Here is a 17,509-nt window from a genome sequence, read left to right as displayed (position 1 = left end):
CTGAAAGCCATTCCGGAAACCAGGATATGCGGCGGGCATTTCCTTCCCGCCGCATATCCTGCCTAAAGGCCGTTGATCTTGTCGACCATCCCGGCCGGCCAATCCTTGGCGAAATCTGACGACAGGTATTTCTCCTGAGCGTATTTGCGGAACGCGGCGATGTCGGGCTCGTAGAGCTTGAGCCCCTTGCTCTTGAACAGCTCGACCAGCTCCTTTTCGCGCGCTAGATGTTTCTGCGTGCTGAACTCGACGGCGGCGTCGGCGGCGGCCTGAAACTTCGCCTGTTTCTCGGCGCCCATGTCGTCCCACACCTTTTTCGACACGGTCAGCAGGTCGAAGCCGACCAGGTGCGAGGTCAGCACGATCTGCGACATGACCTCGTAAAACTTCATGTTTTCGACGTTCGGCAGCGGGTTATCCTGGCCATCGATCGCTCCGGTCTGCAGGCCGGTGTAGACTTCGGCATAGGCCATGGCGACCGGATTGGCCCCAAGTGCTGTACCAAGGAACTGCCAGGCGTCGCCGCCGGGCATGCGCAGCTTGATGCCCGCCATGTCGGCCGGTGTGGTGATCTTCTTGTCCGGCTTGAGGCCAATCTGCCGGGCGCCAAAATAGGTCGGCCCAAGCACGCGCACTCCGAGCTGGTCTTCAGTCATTTTCTTCATCTGTGCGCCTAAATCGCTGGCGAAGAAGGTTTTCAGGTGGGCAGCGTCGCGGAACAGGTAAGCGGCGGTTACGATCGACCATTCGGGGATCTGCTTGGAGATGTCCTGCGGCGCGATGTTGCCCATCTCAAGATTGCCGCGCTGCAGAGCCACAAGCTCGGTGCCCTGCTTGAACAGATTGCCGCCGTAGTAGCCCTCAAAGACGAAATCGTCCTTGATCGCGGCGGCGAACATTTTCATCATCTCGGCGCGAATGTCCTGTTCGGAAAACACCGCCGAAAAGCGCAGTTTCGGCTTGTCCTGTGCGAGCGCCGGAAAGGCGGCCGTTGTGGCAAGCAGGCCTGCTCCGACAAGGAACTCGCGGCGTGTGGCATTGATAGTCATGGTCTTCCTCCCTGTTACCTATACAAATCCTTTGCCGGGCGGCGCGCAATCCGGCCTTTCCCGTTAGATTGGGGGCTCGCTTCCGAAGGCGGCAAAAGCTTCCTTCATCCGTTTCACGTCAGGTCCAAGCCCGGTGAAAAGTTCAAAGGCCCGCACGGCCTGGAACACGGCCATGCCTTCGCCGCTAAGCGTGCGGCAGCCCCGCCGCCGCGCCTCCCTGAGCAGCTCCGTTTCAAGCGGGAAGTAGACGATGTCGGCGACCCAACATTCGGGCCGCAGCATATCGGCCTCGATCGGGATGCCCGGCAGCTTTGCCATTCCAACGGGCGTCGCGTTGACAATGCCGTCCGCATGGCTGGAGGCTTTGGCGAGGTCGGATACGACCACGACCTGTTGTGCACCGTCGACCGGCCGAAGCCGTGATGCCAGCGCCTCAGCCCGATCCATCTGCACATCGCTCACAAGAAGCTTTTCCACGCCACTTTCCAACAAAGCTTGGGCTACGGCGGCGCCGGCGCCTCCAGCGCCCAGGAGCAGCACCTCTGCACGCTTCTCACCGGCCATTCCGCGGCGAAAACTCTCCTTGAACCCCCACATGTCGGTGTTGTGGCCTATGCGCCGGCCGCGCCGGAACACGACGGTGTTGACCGAGCCAAGGATCTCAGCCGCCCCGGAAAGCTCGTCGAGCAGCGGGATGATTTCCTGCTTGTAGGGGAACGTGACGTTGAAGCCGGTGAAGCCGAAATGCCCGGCAAAGCTAACGAGTTCGTCCAAAGGAGGGGCAATCTCGCCCATCATCTCTGTATCGAGGAGCGTATAGACGTAGGAGAGTCCGTGGGCGCGGCCTTCCGCCTCATGCATCGCAGGCGTCCGGGAAAGCTGAATCCCATGCCCGAGCAAGCCGACCAATATGCGGCGCGAACTGGGAGACATCTCCCAATTCTCGGCAATGGTGGTGGCGGCCGTCGGGGCCAAACGATCCTCCCAAATCGAACGAAGCGAATTTTGTACCAATCAGTTAATTACGTCAACAGCTTTGTACCATTCCGTTAATTTGCGTAGAGTGAGTGCCGATGCCACGGTTGCGGAGGAGCTGACATGAGTGAAGCCATGGTACTGAACGAGAAGGCGGCGGGTGGACGCAGCGGCTGGAAGCAGGATCCCGCCGGCGTTCAGAAGAACATATTGGCGGTGGCGATGACCGAGTTTGCCGCAAACGGGCTGTCTGGCGCCCGCATCGACGAGATCGCAGCAAAAACACACACGTCGAAGCGGATGATTTACTACTACTTCGGCGACAAGGAACGGCTCTACGGCCGGGTGCTTGAGGAAGCGTATCGGCAGGTCCGAACTGGCGAGCAGGAGCTGGAGCTTGATCACCTGCCGCCGATCGAGGCGCTCAAGCGGCTAGCCGAGTTCACCTTCGATCATCACAGCCGCCATCCGGATTTCATCAGGATCGTGATGATCGAAAACATCCACCATGGCGCATACCTCGAACAGTCCGATCTAATCAGACTCTTGAATGCAGGAGCGATTCAAAAACTTGAAGCGATTTGCCGTCGCGGGCGCGCGGACGGCCTGTTCCGCGAAGATGTTTCTCCCCTCGAACTGCACTGGCACATCAGTGCGTCGAGCTTTTTCAATGTCTCGAACCGCGCCACATTCTCGCGCATTTTTGGCAGCTCGCTATACACCGAGGACGGGCAGCGTTCACTCAGAGATCATTTGGTGGAAATGGTGGTCGGTCTTGCGCTCAAACGACGCGAGCATCCAAGGCGAGGCACTCGTGGACCAGCGTGAGCCTGCCGTGGCGAGAAACAACCTCCACTGATGGCGCAACTAATTTAGCGTGGCGATGGGAAAACCCCGGCATTAGGTGACAAACGCCACCACTGCCTTCCAACTATTTGATAGGAAATGGTTTTTGGGCTGGCATTGACGACGCGCAGCACGGTGTTCCACGCACTCAATCTGAGCTTCAAGGAGATGGTGATGGCCATCTGGTTCTCGGTGAACTCGGTCAAGGGCAAGGCTGCGCTGCAGCTCTCCCGCGAGATAGGTCCGTCAAACGAAGAAGAAATCCTCGATGCGCTGTTTCGCACCGAGCAGCACAGGCAGTATCTGTCTTTCCATGTCCTCGATGGAGAAGCGGGCCGATTGGGTCGAGACATTGATCGCCGCCACGGTCCGGCCGGTGCGGTCGTCGATCGGCACGGCGATCGAGCGCAGGCCCAGTTCAAGTTCTTCGTCAACGATGGCAAAGCCGTCCGCCTTCGCCTTGTGAATGGCCTCGGCCAGCAATCGTCTTTTGACAATCGTTTTCGGTGTTCTTCTTTCGATTTTTGCTTGGTCTAGGAAGGTTTCGAGGTCATTAGGCGCCAGGCTTGAAAGCAGGACCCGTCCCATCGACGTACAATGTGCCGGCAACTTGGTGCCGACATCGAGCGACACGCTGAGGATGCGGCGGCCGGGAATCCGGGCGACATAGACGACGTCCTCACCCGACGGGATCGCCGCCGAACAGGCTTCGTTCAACTGCGCCGCGACTTCGCGCATGATGGGCGCTGCGAAGGTCCATATCGATGAGCCGCCAAGCCACGTGCGGGCGACGGTCAGCAAGCGCGGCGACAGCGAAAACAGACGGCCGGCCTGCGTCGCGTAGCCGGCGGCGGCCAGCGTCAGCAGGAAGCGGCGCGCACCGGCACGGGTCAGCCCCGCTTCCTCCGCCATCTCGGTCAGCGTCATGCCGGCCGGGTGCCGGGCCAGTATCTCCATGACCGCAAGCCCGCGTTCGAGCGAGCCGACATGGTCGCGGGAAGCGGCCTCGCCGTCCATGTGGCCTCCTGAATGGCGGCGCTGCCAGATTGACTTTGCGCCAGAACTCGTCCTAGAAAGTATCACATGTAAAACATAAGTTCGCAATACGAACTTTCGAGCTTTGGAGCCTAGGTGATGGTCAAATTCCTGTCGCTCAGTGAGGCCGTGGCGGAGAATTTGAACGATGGCGACACCGTCGCCTTCGAGGGCTTCACCCATCTGATCCCGACGGCGGCGGCGCATGAAGCAATCCGCCAGGGGTTTCGCGAGCTCACGCTGATCCGCATGACGCCGGATCTGATCTACGACCAGATGATCGGCATGGGCATGGCCAGGAAGATCGTCTTTTCCTATGTCGGCAATCCCGGCGTTGGGCTGTTGCGACGCGCCCGCGACGCCATCGAGAACGGTTTTCCGCGAGAGATCGAGATCGAGGAACACAGCCATGCCGGCATGGCCAATGCCTATGAGGCGGGTGCGGCCGGCCTGCCATGTGCCGTGTTCCGCGGCTATCGCGGCGCCGGGCTGGCGGCGGTCAACCCGAACATCAAATCGGTCACTTGCCCGTTCACCGGCGAGGTCCTTGCCGCCGTTCCCGCGATTAAGCCCGACGTCACCTTCATCCATGCGCAGAAGGCCGACAGGAAAGGCAATGTGCTGGTCGAGGGCATTATCGGCATCCAGAAGGAGGCGGTTCTGGCGGCAAAGCGCGCCGTGGTGAGTGTCGAGGAAGTGGTCGACAGTTTCGACGATCTGCATCCCAATTTGACCGTGCTGCCGAACTGGACGATCGCCGCCATCGCCGTCGTGCCGGGCGGGTCGCACCCGTCCTACACGCATGGCTACTATGTTCGCGACAACGCCGCCTATCTCGAATGGGACGACATTGCCGCCGACCGCGACCGTTTCCAGGCGTGGATGCAGAAGAACGTCATCGACAAGAGCGCCGACGATTTCGCCGCCCGCGTCGAACATTTGAGGACAGCGGCATGAGCGAAGGTCAAAATCCTCTCGGTTTCACGCCCAACGAAATGATGACGATTGCCGCCAGCCGGGCGCTGAAGAACGACGATGTCTGCTTCGTCGGCATCGGTGCGCCATCGGCCGCCTGCAACGTCGCGCGGCTAACGCATGCGCCCGACATCACGCTGATCTACGAGAGCGGCACGATCGGCACCGCTCCGCAAGTGCTGCCGCTGTCGATCGGCGACGGCGAGCTGTGCGACACCGCGGTCACCACCGTCTCGGTGCCGGAGATGTTCCGCTACTGGCTGCAGGGCGGCCGCATCTCGATCGGCTTCCTCGGTGCTGCCCAACTTGACAAGTACGGCAACATCAACACCACGGTCATCGGCGACTATTTTGCGCCCAAGACCCGGCTTCCGGGCGGTGGCGGCGCGCCGGAGATCGCCACCTCGTCGAAGGAGGTCTACATCACCATGGCGCAGAGCAGGCGCGGCATGGTCGAGAAGATCGATTTCTTTACCTCCCTCGGCCATGGCGAGGGCGGCGATCATCGAAAACGTCTCGGCATCGACACCGCAGGCCCGACGCTGCTGATCACCGACCTCGCCATCTGGAAGCCGGATCCGGCAACCAAGGAATTCACGGTGGTGTCGCTGCATCCCGGCGTCTCCCGCGAGCAGGTGCAGGCGACCTGCGGCTGGACGGTGAAATTCACTGACGCGCTCAAGGAAACGCCGTCGCCGACCGAGCTCGAACTGAAGACGTTGCGCGACCTGCAGGCCCGTACCAAGGCCGCGCATGAAGGGACCGCGAAAGGGGAGGCTGCATAGATGGCCGAGGCCTATATCTGCGACTACATCCGCACGCCGATCGGCCGCTTTGGGGGGGCGTTGTCCTCGGTCCGCGCCGACGATCTCGGGGCGATACCCCTGAGGGCGCTAGTCGAGCGCAATCCTGGCATCGACTGGGCCGCGGTCGATGACGTCATCTATGGCTGCGCCAATCAGGCCGGCGAGGACAACCGCAATGTGGCGCGCATGGCGCTGCTGCTGGCCGGTCTGCCCAAGGAGATTTCGGGCTCGACCGTCAACCGTCTCTGTGGTTCGGGCATGGATGCCGTCGTCATCGCCGCGCGCGCCATCAAGGCGGGCGAGGCGGAGCTGATGATATCAGGCGGCGTCGAATCGATGAGCCGCGCCCCTTTCGTCATGCCCAAGGCGGAGACGGCCTTTTCGCGCACTGCCGAGATCTATGACACCACGATCGGCTGGCGTTTCGTCAACCCGCTGATGAAGAAGCAGTACGGCATCGATTCGATGCCGGAGACCGGCGAGAATGTGGCGGAAGAGTTCGCCGTCTCCCGCACTGACCAGGACGCCTTTGCCGTGCGCAGCCAGGACAAGGCGGTCGCCGCGCAAGCCAATGGCCGGCTGGCGAAGGAAATCACTCCCGTAACGATCCCGCAGCGCAAGGGCGATCCGGTGGTTGTCAGCAAGGATGAGCATCCTCGCGCGGGCACGACCATTGAAGCGCTGGCGAAACTGCCGACGCCGTTCCGGCAAGGCGGCACGGTCACGGCCGGCAACGCGTCGGGCGTCAATGACGGTGCCGCGGCGCTGATCGTCGCCTCGCAAGACGCCGTGAAGAAATACGGCCTGACGCCGATCGCCCGCATCCTCGGCGGTGCGGCTGCCGGCGTGGCGCCGCGCATCATGGGCATCGGCCCTGTGCCGGCGACGCAGAAGCTGTGCGCGCGGCTCGGTCTGAAGCCGGCAGACTTCGACGTCATCGAGCTCAACGAAGCCTTTGCTTCCCAAGGCATCGCCGTGCTCCGTCAACTCGGCATTGCCGAGGACGCGGCGCACGTCAACCCGAATGGCGGCGCCATTGCGCTCGGCCATCCGCTCGGCATGTCGGGTGCGCGCATATCAGGCACTGCGGCGCTGGAACTTCGCGAACGCGGCGGCCGCTATGCGCTCGCCACCATGTGCATCGGAGTCGGCCAGGGCATCGCCGTGGCGCTGGAAAGGGTGTGAGAGCCGCTGCCTTTCAGTACGGCAGGCCGACATAATTCTCGGCCAGCGCGGTCGATGCGGCCTCAGAATGCACGAGATAGTCGAGTTCGGCTTCCTGGATCCGCTGGCCGAATTCGCCGGTTTCGGGAAAGCGGTGCAGTATGGTCGTCATCCACCAGGAAAAGCGCACCGCCTTCCAGACCCGCGCCAACGCCTTGACCGAATAGGCTTCGATGCCGATGCGCGATTTCTCGGCATAGAACTCGCGCAAACCGGCAAACAAATAGCGCACGTCGCTGGCAGCGAGGTTGAGGCCCTTGGCTCCGGTCGGCGGCACGATGTGAGCGGCGTCGCCGACCAGGAAAAGCCGGCCGAAACGCAGCGGCTCGGCAACGAAGGAACGCAGCGGCGCGATCGATTTCTCGAAGGACGGCCCGGTAACCACAGCTGCCGCCGTTTGCGCCGGCAAGCGGCGGCGCAGTTCGTCCCAGAACCGGTCGTCCGGCCAGGCGTCGACATGATCGTCAAGCGGACATTGCACATAGTAGCGGCTGCGGTGCGTCGACCGCATCGAGCACAGCGCAAAACCCCGCTCATGATTGGCGTAGACCAACTCGCGGTCGGCAGGCGGCACTTCGGCCAGCACGCCCAGCCAGCCGAACGGATACTGCCGCTCGAAGGTCTTCAGCGCGCGCTCGGGTACTGACTTGCGGCTGATACCATGATAGCCGTCGCAGCCGGCGATGAAGTCGCAGTCGATGCGGTGGGTGACGCCGTCCCTTTCGTAAGTGACGAAAGGTGCACCGCCATCGAAATCGTGGAGCGCAACGTTCGATGCTTCGTAGACGGTGGCAAGCCCCGCCGCCTCGCGCCTGTCCATCAGGTCATGCGTCACTTCGGTCTGGCCATAGACGGTGACATGCCTGCCGCCGGTCAGCGCCGCCAGATCGATGCGGTGCAGTCGGCCACCGAAGGCAAGCGAGATGCCCGCATGCGAAAGTCCCTCGGCGTGCAGCCTTGCGGCGGCGCCCGCCTCCTCGAGCAGCTCGACGGTGCCTTGTTCGAGCACGCCGGCGCGCACGCGGCCAAGGACGTGGTCGCGGCTCGAACGCTCGAGGATGACTGTCTCCACGCCGATTCCGGCCAGAAGCTGTCCAAGCAGAAGGCCGGACGGTCCCGAACCGACAACGACGACCTGGGTGCGCATTAGCGTCCGAGACTTTCGATCTGCCCGGCCAGTTCGGCGGCGAGCCGCAGCGAGGCGGCCGTCGCCACAACCATCTGCGGCAGCAGAAGCCATTCGAGTGTCCAGGCCGCTCCCGACCTTTCCAGCTCGTGCACCACCGCCTGATGTATGCCGCAGAGCTGGGTGGCGTTGAAGCGGGCAAGCGCCACCAGGGCTTCTGCCTTCACCGGATTCTGCTTGTGCGGCATGGCGGACGAGCCGCCGCCACCCGAAAGCTCGATCTCCGCGCCGTCTTGCGCCATCAACGCAATGTCTTGCCCGAACTTGCCGAGACTGCCAGCCACCAACGACAGCCAGCTGGCAAAGTCGGCCAGCGTATCGCGTTGGCTATGCCATTGCGGCGCATCGCCAAGGCCGAGCCGAGCAGCAAGTGCGGCGCGCACTGCCTGCGCCTTGTCGCCCAATCTGTCCAGCGTACCGGCGGCACCGCCGAACTGCACCGCGAGCAGGCGCCCGGATTGCTCCGATAATCTTTCCTGGTGCCGTTGCAGCGGCGCCCGCCACGCAGTTACGCGATCTGACACCTGGATGGGGATCGCTGGCTGCATCCGTGTCATTCCGGTCAGCGCCCTGCCGCCGAAGCGCTGTTCGAGCGCTGCAAACCGCACGATGTTTTCGGTCAAGAGCAGACCGAGATGCTCGACGACCGGTTTCAGCCGAAGCACCAATGCCGTGTCGATGACATCCTGGCTGGTTGCCCCGAAATGAACGGAAGCGCCGTGCGGTTCGGCGACGGCCGCTCGAATCTGGCGTACCAGTTCCGGGACCATGACGCCGTCCTTCGCCACGCCTGCACGAAGCAAGGCTGTGTCTGGCCTGAACGAGGATAGCGTCGACACGATCGCCGCTGCCGCGTCCTTCGCGATGGCTCCGCTCTCGGCTTCCGCTTCCACCAACGCGCCCTCAAAGGCCAGCATCGCAGCGATTTCCGCTTCGACTGAAAAATGTCGCGCAGTCTCCTCGTCGCCGAGAAGGCTGGAAAGCAGCGGATGGTCGAAGGGCGATATGGTCATGTCAGCTGTCGAAGAAGACTGTCTCCTTGTCGCCCTGGAGATGGACGTCGAAGACGTAAGCGTCACCCTTGCGCTCGGCGATCAGCGTCGGCACCCGGACCCGGTGCTCGATGCGCGCGAGGATCGGGTCCTGCGCATTGGCCTTGGCCTCGTCGGCAAAAAACAGCCGGGTGTGCAAGCCGATATTGATGCCGCGCGCGACGATCCAGAGACTGATATGTGGCGCCATCAGGCGCCCGTCGCCGAACGGCACACAGCCAGGCTTGATCGTCTCGAACACGCACAGGCCCGTCTCCATGTCGCTCGGGCAGCGGCCCCAGCCGACAAAGTCCGGATCGGCCGTGCCGCGCAATTCGGCCGGTGAATTGTAAAGCCCGTCTGCATCCGCCTGCCAGATCTCGACCAGTGCGTCCTTGAGCGGCGTGCCGGTGCCGTCGAGCACCCGGATCTTGAGGCCGATCCGCTCACCCCTGGTCCGCTCGTTAACCATCGACGTGCCAAGGTCGCTCGGAATTACGCCACCGATGCCGCAGAAATTGGGTGTCAGCCCAATATGCACATAGGGTCCGGCGGTCTGCGATGGACTTTCCTTGAGCCGGTCGAGCGACTGCGTCATCAATTGCCCTCCAGCCTGTTTTCGAACAGCGACGAGCGTCGCCCGCGCAGCACGATGTCGAACTTGTAGGCGCGCGCATCCATCGGGACCGTCGCCTGCATGTCGAGCGCGGCGATCAGCGTTTTTATGGCTGCCTTGTCGGGAATGCCGCGCACGATCGGGCAGTGCCAGATCAGTGGGTCGCCTTCGAAATACATCTGTGTGATCAGCCGCTGCGCGAAGCCGCGGCCGAACACCGAGAAATGGATGTGCGAGGGCCGCCAGTCATTGGGCCCGTTCGGCCAGGGATAGGGCCCAGGTTTGACAGTGCGGAACGCATAGCCCCCGTCCTCGCCGGTGATGGTGCGGCCGCAGCCGCCGAAATTCGGGTCGAGCGCCGCCAGATAACCGTCCTTCTTGTGGCGATAGCGGCCACCGGCATTGGCCTGCCAGAATTCGAGCAGAACGCCGGGAACACCACGACGGCGCTCGTCGAGCACTCGTCCGTAGACGATGATGCGCTCGCCGATAGCGCTCTCGCCCGGCCTGGCGAAATTGTGGATCAGATCATTGTCGAGCGCGCCGAGCATGGCATGTCCGAACACCGGGCCGGTGATTTCCGACAGCGTGTTGTCGAACGACAGCAACGCCTTCTGCGGCGAGCGCAGCACCGATGTCTTGTAGTCCGGCGTCAGTGCGGGCGGGTGCCATGTCCGGTCGCGCTGGAAGAAGGCGCCGGTCTCCGGCGCGCGGTTCGATCCAAGATCAGCGGTCATCGGCACCTTCGCCTCCATCCATCTCCGATAATACGTCCTTGGCGATCTTGAAGGCGCGATTGGCCGCCGGCACGCCGGCATAGATCGCGACATGCAGGAACGCTTCGCAGATGTCGTCGCGCGTAGCACCAGTGTTGGCGGTGGCGCGCACATGCAGAGCGACCTCTTCGTCGTGGCCAAGGGCGGCCAGCAGCGCCAGGGTCACGATCGAGCGCTCGCGCTTCGTCCAGCCCGGGCGCGCCCACACGGTTCCCCATGCGGCCTCGGTGATCAGATGCTGGAACGGCCCGTCGAAATCGGTGGCGGCATCCTCGGCCCGGTCGACATGCGGATCGCCGAGCACGGAGCGCCTGACCGTCAGACCGGCTCGATATCTGGTTGCGTTGTCGGGAGCTTCATCCATGAGTTTGCTTTCCGGTGGGAAGTGACGCGACAAAATCGCGGATCAGGGCGGTCAGCGCCGCGGGCTGCTCGACGCAGGGGATGTGTCCGGCATCGCGGACGATCTCGAAGCGCGCACCGGGGATAAGGTCAGCCAGCGAGCGGACGAGATCGGGAGGCGTCGAACCGTCCTGGTCGCCGACGACGCAGAGCGTGGGGACGGCGATGCGCCGCGCGATGTCGGTGAAATCCGCGTCGCGAACCGCCGCGCATGTCCCGATGTAACCGGCGAGCGCTTGCCGGGTCAGCATGTTGCGACAGCCTGCAAGTTCGGCCGAGCGTGTGGAATGGAAGCCCGGGGTGAACCACACTTTGAGCACGTCTTCGGCGACAGCCTGGATGCCTTTTGCTTCGACCGTCGCGATGCGCGCGTTCCAACTGTCAGCGGTACCGATCTTGTGGGCCGTATCGCACAGGATCAGGGCGTCGACGATTTCGGGACGCCGGGTATACAGCCCCTGCGCGATCATGCCGCCGACCGACAGGCCGCAGAGCACGACGTTCTTGAAGCTGAAATGATCGATAAGGCCGGACAGGTCGTCGACGTGATCGTCGATCGAGCGGATGCCGCTGCCAATATCGGAGAGCCCATGACCGCGCTTGTCGTAAGCAAGCATGGGCATTTCGCCGCTCAAAGCAGACCAGACCTCCTCCCAGATCCGGAAGTCGGTACCAAGCGAATTGATGAACACGATCGGATGCGCACCGCCTGTCGCCGGCCCGTGGCGATGATGCAGCGTGACGCCGCCGATGCTGACGAATGGCACGATTTCGATCCTCCATCTTCACATTGCACTAGGTGTTTGGTTCGGTAAAATGATATTTTGCGGCATTTCATTAACTCATAGGTTATGAAAACCATGACCGAAGGCCGTATCCGGCTCCGACATCTCCAGGCATTCCTCGAAGTGGCGCGTCAACGCAGTGTGGCAAGGGCGGCGGACACTCTGCACGTCAGCCCGCCGGCAGTGACCAAGACGTTGCGTGAGTTGGAAGAGGCGCTCGGCGTCGCTATCGTCGAGCGCGATGGCCGCGGTATCCGAGTGACCCGGCTGGGCGAAATCTTCCTAGGTCATGCTGGCACGGCGATCACCGCGCTGAAGCGCGGGGTCGATTCCGTCAGGCAGGACGGGGCAATCAACCGCCACCCTGTCCGCATTGGCGCGCTGCCGACGGTGTCGGCACGCGTGATGCCGCTCGCCATGAACCTGTTCCTCAAGGAGGACACAGGTGCTGCCATCAAGATCGTCACTGGCGAGAATGCGGTGCTGCTCGAACAATTGCGCGCCGGCGCGCTCGATCTCGTCGTCGGGCGGCTTGCGGCGCCGGAAAACATGACGGGATTCTTCTTCGAGCATCTCTATTCCGAACAGGTGCTGTTCGTGGTGCGGGCGGGACACCCGCTGCTCCAGCCGGGCCAGGACGTGTTCGCGCGGCTCGACGAGTTCCCGGTGCTGATGCCGACGCGGGAATCGGTCATCCGTCCCTTCGTCGATCGCTTGTTCATCACCAATGGCATGACGGCGCCGGCAACGGAGATCGAAACCGTCTCGGATTCCTTCGGCCGCGCCTTCATGCGGCAAAGCAACGCCGTCTGGATCATTTCGGCCGGCGTCATCGCCAACGAGATCAGCAGCGGCGCGTTCGTCGCCTTGCCAGTGAACACCGTCGAAACCGAGGGACCGGTCGGCCTGACGATGCGTACTGACACAACCCCCTCACGGGCCTTCACCATCCTACTCCAGACCATCCGAGAGGCGGCCAGCCAAAGCGCCTGAGCCGGTGGGGGCGCGGTTTCAGCGCGGGTGACAGACCGGCGCGGTCCAGCAGCCTGCCAGGAAACCAGTAAGGCGGGATGGGAGCGCTGCGCGCTCCAGCGATAGTGACGGCGCAGCGGCAGCGGTGAGGAAGGCGCATCGTCAACGATATCCCGGCTGTCCTGATGACGGATTAGCGAGCCCGGCAAGTCCAGGCTGCGCTCTTAAGGAGAATGGGAAGCCGGGAGCCGAACGCCACTATGTGACCGAAGCCGGAAAGAAGAACGGCATCAGGGTCACGATTGGAGAATGGTTCAGAGCCGCAGGACAGGAAAAGCCTGTCCTGCGGACGGGTGAGATTTAACCGATCAGCCGCCAGGCCGATCAAAACACAACCGAACCCAGGGAAACAACCGGCAAAAGCGCCGATTCCGCCCTTGAGTTCTTTCATTGGAGACCCGTCATGGATGAAGCTGTCTCTGCAGCGGACGCCAACCGCACGTTCTCCCTCATCCTGCGCGGTGTTCGCGAAGGGCATAGCTATGTCGTCACAAGCCACGGCCGGCCTGTAGCGCGCATCGTTCCTGCTGGTGAGCATGTGAACGTCGCCAGTGGCACGCGGGCAGCTCTCTTGGCCCGGCTTGAGACGCAGGCTGTCGTGAATGTCGGTCGCTGGACGCGCGATGAGCTGTACGAGGATGAACGGTGAAGGTTGCGTCGCGCAGATCGTTACCAAGTTGCGCGCCCTGCCTGGGCACAGATTCTGGCCCGACGATATGAGCCTGGTCGGCTCAGGCGACATCGATGCTGCGAAAATCCTGACCCCGGCACAGATTACCGATACCTATCTTCTCGCGCTCGCTAAGGCGCATACTTCGACCGCAAGCTGTAGGCGGCGGCCGTGAAGGCCGAAGTCTGCACTGCATCTGATCCCCGCAAGGTAGAGACTGCAGATTATTCACTCATATTTTGAAGCGCGTCGTGCTTGACGATTTCGATGCTGCGCAGGTTGAGCAGGCGGATGACGCCCTTGTCCTTCAGCCGGGTGAAGACCCGCGATACGGTCTCGATGGTGAGGCCGAGATAGTCGCCGATATCCATGCGCGACATCGGTAGTTCGACCTGCCGCAATCCACCTTGCCGCTCCGCCATGTCGACCAGGAATGCGGCGACGCGTTCGATGGCGTTCTGGCGGCCGAGCACCAGGAGGTGTTCCTGAGCCCTTGTCAGTCCCTTGAGCGCCAGGGGCAGCAATTGATGCGACATGTCAGCCCCGGCGGCGAAGCGGAAGACGCGCACACCGGTGGCACTGATCGCTTCGGCGAAGAAATGATGCGTGGTGCCGGCTTCGAAGCCGAAGGTCTCTCCAGCCAGATGGAAGGCGCTTATCTGCCGGCGGCCGTCGGCAAGCAGGCGGTAGACGCGGACGGCGCCGAACTCGACCTGGTAGAAGGCGCCGGCCTTTTCGCCCTGGGCATAGATTTCGGCAGCGGCGGGAAAGAAGCTGACCGGTTGCAGCGGCGCGGTGTCGAATGCCGCCGGCTGGCTCGGCTGGGCGGCATGCGAGGGCAGGGCAATCCTCGAGGTCGTGTAGGCGTGCATGGCTGTTTTCCCAATTGGTCCGTGACACAGCAATCGCGCGGATCGGCGGATCGCGAAATTCGGTTATGTCCCTACGGGAAACTACCTAGACCTCGACCGGGCGGCCCCAGGGCCGCTGATATCGGCAGGGTGATATCCGGGGCCTTCGGCAAATATACGCGCGGTGGGTCCAGCGGTTCAGGATCATGCGAAATGGGTTTGACTCAAGACAAGGAAGGCAATCGAATTTTGAGCGAGACGTCGACTTCGCAAGAAGTGTCTGGCGACTGGCTCGCATGCCCGGCGTGCGCATGGTCGAAGACCGCATGACAATCGCCTGCTAATGTATTGGACACCAAAGGGAGGTGGATCGATGATCCGCCTCCGTTTGCAGTAGTGGGAAATGTCATGAAGGCGATGGTGCTCGAAAGCGTCGGCGCTCCTTTGAAGCCGGTCGACAGGCCTGATCCCATACCCGGTGCTGGTGAGATCAGGCTGAAGATCGAGGCATGCGCGGTCTGCCGGACCGACCTGCATGTCGTTGACGGTGATCTGCCTCATCCAAAACTGCCGCTCGTCCCAGGTCATGAAATTGTTGGCATCATTGATTTGGTTGGTGAAGGCGTCGCGCGGTCCCGGCTCGGTCGGAGAGTAGGGGTGCCTTGGCTTGGGCACACTTGCGGCAGCTGTCGCTATTGCGCCGCGGGCACTGAAAACCTGTGCGATCAGCCACTGTTCACCGGCTATACACGCGATGGCGGCTTCGCCAGCCATGTTGTCGCCGACGAACGTTTTGCCTTCGATCTGGATGCGGACGCCGATCCCATATCGCTGGCGCCGCTGCTGTGCGCCGGCCTCATCGGCTGGCGGTGCCTGAAGAAGGCCGGCAACGGCAAGCTGCTCGGGATCTATGGCTTCGGCGCTGCCGCACATATCGTCGCCCAGGTCGCGATCTGGCAAGGTCGTGAGATTTTCGCGTTCACGCGTCCAGGCGATAGAGAAGCTCAAGAATTTGCACGCTCGCTCGGCGCAAAGTGGGCCGGCGGCTCGGACGAACGTCCAGCCGAACTGCTCGACGTTGCGATCATCTTCGCTCCTGTCGGCGATCTGGTGCCGACTGCGCTGCGTGCTGTGCGCAAAGGCGGCCGGGTGGTGTGCGGTGGCATTCACATGAGCGACATACCGGCGATGCCCTATGGATTGCTTTGGGGGGAACGGGAATTGGTGTCGGTTGCAAACCTTACACGCCGCGACGCGGAAGAATTCTTTCCCATTGCCAAGCGTGCGCAGGTTCGCACGCACACAAAGGCCTATCCGCTGGAACAGGCCAATCAGGCGTTGGACGATCTACGCGCCGGCAGACTCAAAGGCGCCGCGGTCCTGGTCCCGTCATTGGGCACCTAATTCGGCATCGACCCCACCGAGACCATCGGCAAAAGCGCGAAGCTACAGTGACCTGATCTTCGCCGTCTTCGTCTGCGCATGGACTTCTCAAGGAGCCCCAACAAGCATCCTGATCAGACGCCGTTCGCGCCTGCACAGTGTCAATCGGCGTGCGGTCTCCGCCGCCCCGATCGGCACGATAAGCCATCGAAATCTAAGGTGGGTGGGGTCACGCTATGGTGCCGGCTCAAACCACTATAGTTCACGGCTTGCTTTCGGCTCGGTTCCTTCAAAACCCGGACCCTGAAAGCTCACAGCTAGCCGGCGCCACAGCAAGCTCACTTTCCCGCGGCGTCCTTGGCAATCTCGTCCAGCAGATCGTTCACATCGTCGCGCCCCATGCCGTCGGGCAGCCTGCGAAAGCCGATGGTCACTTCACCTGGCTTTTCCTCAGTTTCGTAGCCGAAAAGGATGTAGGGGCAGTAAGCGATGTTGCCGATGTCGGCCTCCATGGCCCTGCGTGAAATGACTGCGGAGCAGAACTGGATGAACTCGGCGTTGCGGTAAAGCGGCTTCGCGCCGCCGACGTCTTCGGAGGTCCGTTTCAGCATTTCGCCAATACGGCCTCGGTAGTCGACGACATAGCCGCGGTTGACGACGCCGTCCTCGAGGTCGCCCATGACGTCGGTGAATTCGGCGGACACCGTGTAGGTCGTGACATCCGCCTGTGCAGCAGCGGACACGAGCCCGAACCATGCCGATGCGAGGATCGTTGCTGATTGTAGAAAGCGTTTCATCGGCGTCCTCCCTGTCCGCCGGGCATTGTGCGCCGGCAGCCTTGTAATGCTAGCGTATGTCGCACAAATATGCAAAAATCTCTATGTATATCCCGCTGGCCAGGAATCGCGAAAAAATGTCCCCCATTGCGACCAATGCTCACGCTGTCGATCGTCGGAAGTTCCTGTCTGGTGTGGCAGCAGCTTTGCTCGCAGCGCCCCTGTCCGCTCTCGCAACCAGACGGTCTTCGGCCATCGGACACATTTCGCTGGGCGATGGCGACCTCACCGTGGTCAGCGACGGGTTCATGCAGCTTCCGGTCGGCTTCTCTTTCCCAGGCGCCCCACAAGATGATCTTAAGATGCTCCTGTCGGACGCCGGCCTGTCGGCGGACACCCTGAAAAACGATTGCAACATCACTTTGCTGCGGCGTGGCGACCGGCTTGCCATCTTCGACGTCGGCGCGGGTTCGAACTTTGTGCCCACCACGGGTAAACTGCTGAAGAACCTTGCCGAGACCGGCATTGAGCCAAAGGACGTCACCGATGTTATCTTCACGCACGCTCATCCGGACCATCTCTGGGGCCTCGTAGACGAGTTCGACGAACTGGTCTTCTCCAATGCCCGGTATCAGATCAGCGCGGGCGAGTGGGATTTCTGGTCTTCACCCAAGGCAGTGGAGGTCATGCCCGAGGATCGCAAAGCCTTCGCCGTCGGCGCTCGAAACAGGTTTGCTGCGATCGAAGACGTTGTCAGCTTCTTCAAGCCGGGCGACGAGATATTTCCGGGTGTGGAAGCGGTGGACACGCAGGGCCATACGCCGGGGCACGTCTCCTTCGCCGTGCACGGTGGCACCGAGCCGGTGCTGATTGTGGGCGACGCCATCGTCAATGTCGCGATATCACTTGCACGCCCTGACTGGCCGATGGCAAGCGACCAGGACCCGCAGGCAGGAGCAAGGACGCGTTCTTGGCTTCTGGACCGTATTGCGACAGAGAAGATGCGGCTGATCGCGTTTCATTTTCCGCATCCCGCCTCTGGCCTGATCGAGCGAAAGGACAACACCTATCGCTTCGTCCCGGCATGAACG

Annotated in this window: 21 protein-coding genes and 1 pseudogene; 9 read left to right on the top strand and 13 right to left on the bottom strand. The window is 62.3% G+C overall.

Going from position 1 to position 17,509, the window contains the following annotated elements; genetic code table 11:
* Positions 1 to 62: 62 nt before the first annotated feature.
* Positions 63 to 1,049 (bottom strand): TRAP transporter substrate-binding protein DctP, encoded by a 987-nt coding sequence (gene dctP / locus IQ26_RS04145; RefSeq protein WP_145713949.1) that lies wholly within the window; start codon positions 1,047 to 1,049, stop codon positions 63 to 65.
* A gap of 63 nt (positions 1,050 to 1,112) precedes the next feature.
* Entirely contained in the window at positions 1,113 to 1,982 is an 870-nt protein-coding gene (locus tag IQ26_RS04140) for a shikimate dehydrogenase (protein WP_145714484.1), read from the bottom strand.
* Positions 1,983 to 2,147: 165 nt separating this feature from the next.
* Here IQ26_RS04140 and IQ26_RS04135 point away from each other — a divergent pair, with 165 nt between their 5' ends.
* A complete protein-coding gene (locus tag IQ26_RS04135) occupies positions 2,148 to 2,852 on the top strand; it encodes a TetR/AcrR family transcriptional regulator (protein ID WP_145713946.1) in 705 nt (234 codons plus the stop codon).
* 44 nt (positions 2,853 to 2,896) lie between these two features.
* Here the strand turns inward: IQ26_RS04135 and IQ26_RS39075 are convergent, their stop codons facing one another.
* Entirely contained in the window at positions 2,897 to 3,052 is a 156-nt protein-coding gene (locus tag IQ26_RS39075; RefSeq protein WP_156090920.1) for a hypothetical protein, read from the bottom strand.
* A 64-nt stretch (positions 3,053 to 3,116) separates the two neighbouring features.
* Positions 3,117 to 3,887, bottom strand: coding sequence for an IclR family transcriptional regulator domain-containing protein (locus IQ26_RS04130; protein WP_145713942.1), 771 nt, complete (start codon positions 3,885 to 3,887; stop codon positions 3,117 to 3,119).
* 117 nt (positions 3,888 to 4,004) lie between these two features.
* Here IQ26_RS04130 and IQ26_RS04125 point away from each other — a divergent pair, with 117 nt between their 5' ends.
* Genes IQ26_RS04125 through pcaF form a run of 3 tightly spaced genes read left to right on the top strand, consistent with a single transcriptional unit; the run spans position 4,005 to position 6,871 of the window.
* The gene (locus IQ26_RS04125; RefSeq protein ID WP_145714482.1) at positions 4,005 to 4,862 is read left to right on the top strand and encodes a CoA transferase subunit A; all 858 of its coding nucleotides are present in this window, start codon (positions 4,005 to 4,007) and stop codon (positions 4,860 to 4,862) included.
* Entirely contained in the window at positions 4,859 to 5,665 is an 807-nt protein-coding gene (locus IQ26_RS04120; protein ID WP_145713939.1) for a CoA-transferase subunit beta, read from the top strand. The genes IQ26_RS04125 and IQ26_RS04120 overlap by 4 nt, the downstream gene beginning before the upstream one ends.
* Positions 5,666 to 6,871, top strand: coding sequence for a 3-oxoadipyl-CoA thiolase (pcaF, locus tag IQ26_RS04115; protein WP_145713935.1), 1,206 nt, complete (start codon positions 5,666 to 5,668; stop codon positions 6,869 to 6,871). It begins immediately after the preceding gene.
* 13 nt (positions 6,872 to 6,884) lie between these two features.
* Here the strand turns inward: pcaF and pobA are convergent, their stop codons facing one another.
* From pobA to pcaD, 6 genes are read right to left on the bottom strand one after another with little or no spacing between them, the layout of a single operon-like run.
* A complete protein-coding gene (gene pobA, locus IQ26_RS04110; RefSeq protein ID WP_145713932.1) occupies positions 6,885 to 8,057 on the bottom strand; it encodes a 4-hydroxybenzoate 3-monooxygenase in 1,173 nt (390 codons plus the stop codon).
* Complete coding sequence (locus IQ26_RS04105) at positions 8,057 to 9,109, bottom strand: 3-carboxy-cis,cis-muconate cycloisomerase (RefSeq protein WP_145713928.1); 1,053 nt, start codon at positions 9,107 to 9,109, stop codon at positions 8,057 to 8,059. Before IQ26_RS04105 ends, pobA begins: the two co-directional genes overlap by 1 nt.
* Position 9,110: 1 nt before the next feature.
* Entirely contained in the window at positions 9,111 to 9,725 is a 615-nt protein-coding gene (gene pcaG / locus IQ26_RS04100) for a protocatechuate 3,4-dioxygenase subunit alpha (protein ID WP_145713926.1), read from the bottom strand.
* Positions 9,725 to 10,480, bottom strand: coding sequence for a protocatechuate 3,4-dioxygenase subunit beta (gene pcaH / locus IQ26_RS04095; protein WP_145713922.1), 756 nt, complete (start codon positions 10,478 to 10,480; stop codon positions 9,725 to 9,727). The genes pcaG and pcaH overlap by 1 nt, the downstream gene beginning before the upstream one ends.
* Positions 10,470 to 10,883 carry a 4-carboxymuconolactone decarboxylase gene (gene pcaC / locus IQ26_RS04090; protein WP_145713919.1) on the bottom strand — a complete coding sequence of 138 codons (414 nt, stop codon included), beginning with the start codon at positions 10,881 to 10,883 and terminating at the stop codon, positions 10,470 to 10,472. Before pcaC ends, pcaH begins: the two co-directional genes overlap by 11 nt.
* On the bottom strand, positions 10,876 to 11,688 hold the full coding sequence (gene pcaD / locus IQ26_RS04085; protein ID WP_145713917.1) for a 3-oxoadipate enol-lactonase: 813 nt from the start codon (positions 11,686 to 11,688) through the stop codon (positions 10,876 to 10,878). Before pcaD ends, pcaC begins: the two co-directional genes overlap by 8 nt.
* Positions 11,689 to 11,781: 93 nt before the next feature.
* Here pcaD and pcaQ point away from each other — a divergent pair, with 93 nt between their 5' ends.
* The gene (gene pcaQ / locus IQ26_RS04080) at positions 11,782 to 12,699 is read left to right on the top strand and encodes a pca operon transcription factor PcaQ (RefSeq protein WP_145713914.1); all 918 of its coding nucleotides are present in this window, start codon (positions 11,782 to 11,784) and stop codon (positions 12,697 to 12,699) included.
* 172 nt (positions 12,700 to 12,871) lie between these two features.
* Here the strand turns inward: pcaQ and IQ26_RS04075 are convergent, their stop codons facing one another.
* The gene (locus IQ26_RS04075; protein WP_145713909.1) at positions 12,872 to 13,129 is read right to left on the bottom strand and encodes a hypothetical protein; all 258 of its coding nucleotides are present in this window, start codon (positions 13,127 to 13,129) and stop codon (positions 12,872 to 12,874) included.
* A gap of 12 nt (positions 13,130 to 13,141) precedes the next feature.
* Here IQ26_RS04075 and IQ26_RS04070 point away from each other — a divergent pair, with 12 nt between their 5' ends.
* Positions 13,142 to 13,387: a type II toxin-antitoxin system prevent-host-death family antitoxin gene (locus IQ26_RS04070; RefSeq protein WP_145713905.1), complete on the top strand. Its 246-nt coding sequence runs from the start codon at positions 13,142 to 13,144 to the stop codon at positions 13,385 to 13,387.
* Positions 13,388 to 13,394: 7 nt separating this feature from the next.
* Positions 13,395 to 13,544 (top strand): annotated as a pseudogene (locus tag IQ26_RS04065) (TA system VapC family ribonuclease toxin); the annotation flags it as partial.
* An 88-nt stretch (positions 13,545 to 13,632) separates the two neighbouring features.
* On the opposite strand, the gene IQ26_RS04060 reads toward IQ26_RS04065, so the two are convergent.
* Positions 13,633 to 14,280, bottom strand: coding sequence for a helix-turn-helix domain-containing protein (locus IQ26_RS04060; protein ID WP_145713902.1), 648 nt, complete (start codon positions 14,278 to 14,280; stop codon positions 13,633 to 13,635).
* Positions 14,281 to 14,667: 387 nt separating this feature from the next.
* On the opposite strand from IQ26_RS04060, the gene IQ26_RS04055 reads away from it, so the two are divergent.
* A complete protein-coding gene (locus tag IQ26_RS04055) occupies positions 14,668 to 15,663 on the top strand; it encodes a zinc-dependent alcohol dehydrogenase family protein (protein WP_145713899.1) in 996 nt (331 codons plus the stop codon).
* Positions 15,664 to 15,980: 317 nt separating this feature from the next.
* Here the strand turns inward: IQ26_RS04055 and IQ26_RS04050 are convergent, their stop codons facing one another.
* A complete protein-coding gene (locus IQ26_RS04050; RefSeq protein ID WP_145713896.1) occupies positions 15,981 to 16,439 on the bottom strand; it encodes a DUF302 domain-containing protein in 459 nt (152 codons plus the stop codon).
* An 83-nt stretch (positions 16,440 to 16,522) separates the two neighbouring features.
* On the opposite strand from IQ26_RS04050, the gene IQ26_RS04045 reads away from it, so the two are divergent.
* A complete protein-coding gene (locus IQ26_RS04045) occupies positions 16,523 to 17,506 on the top strand; it encodes an MBL fold metallo-hydrolase (protein ID WP_240546988.1) in 984 nt (327 codons plus the stop codon).
* Positions 17,507 to 17,509: the final 3 nt, after the last annotated feature.

Source organism: Mesorhizobium tianshanense, assembly GCF_007830515.1.
GTDB lineage: Bacteria > Pseudomonadota > Alphaproteobacteria > Rhizobiales > Rhizobiaceae > Mesorhizobium > Mesorhizobium tianshanense.
This window is presented reverse-complemented; position numbering and strand designations above follow the sequence as displayed.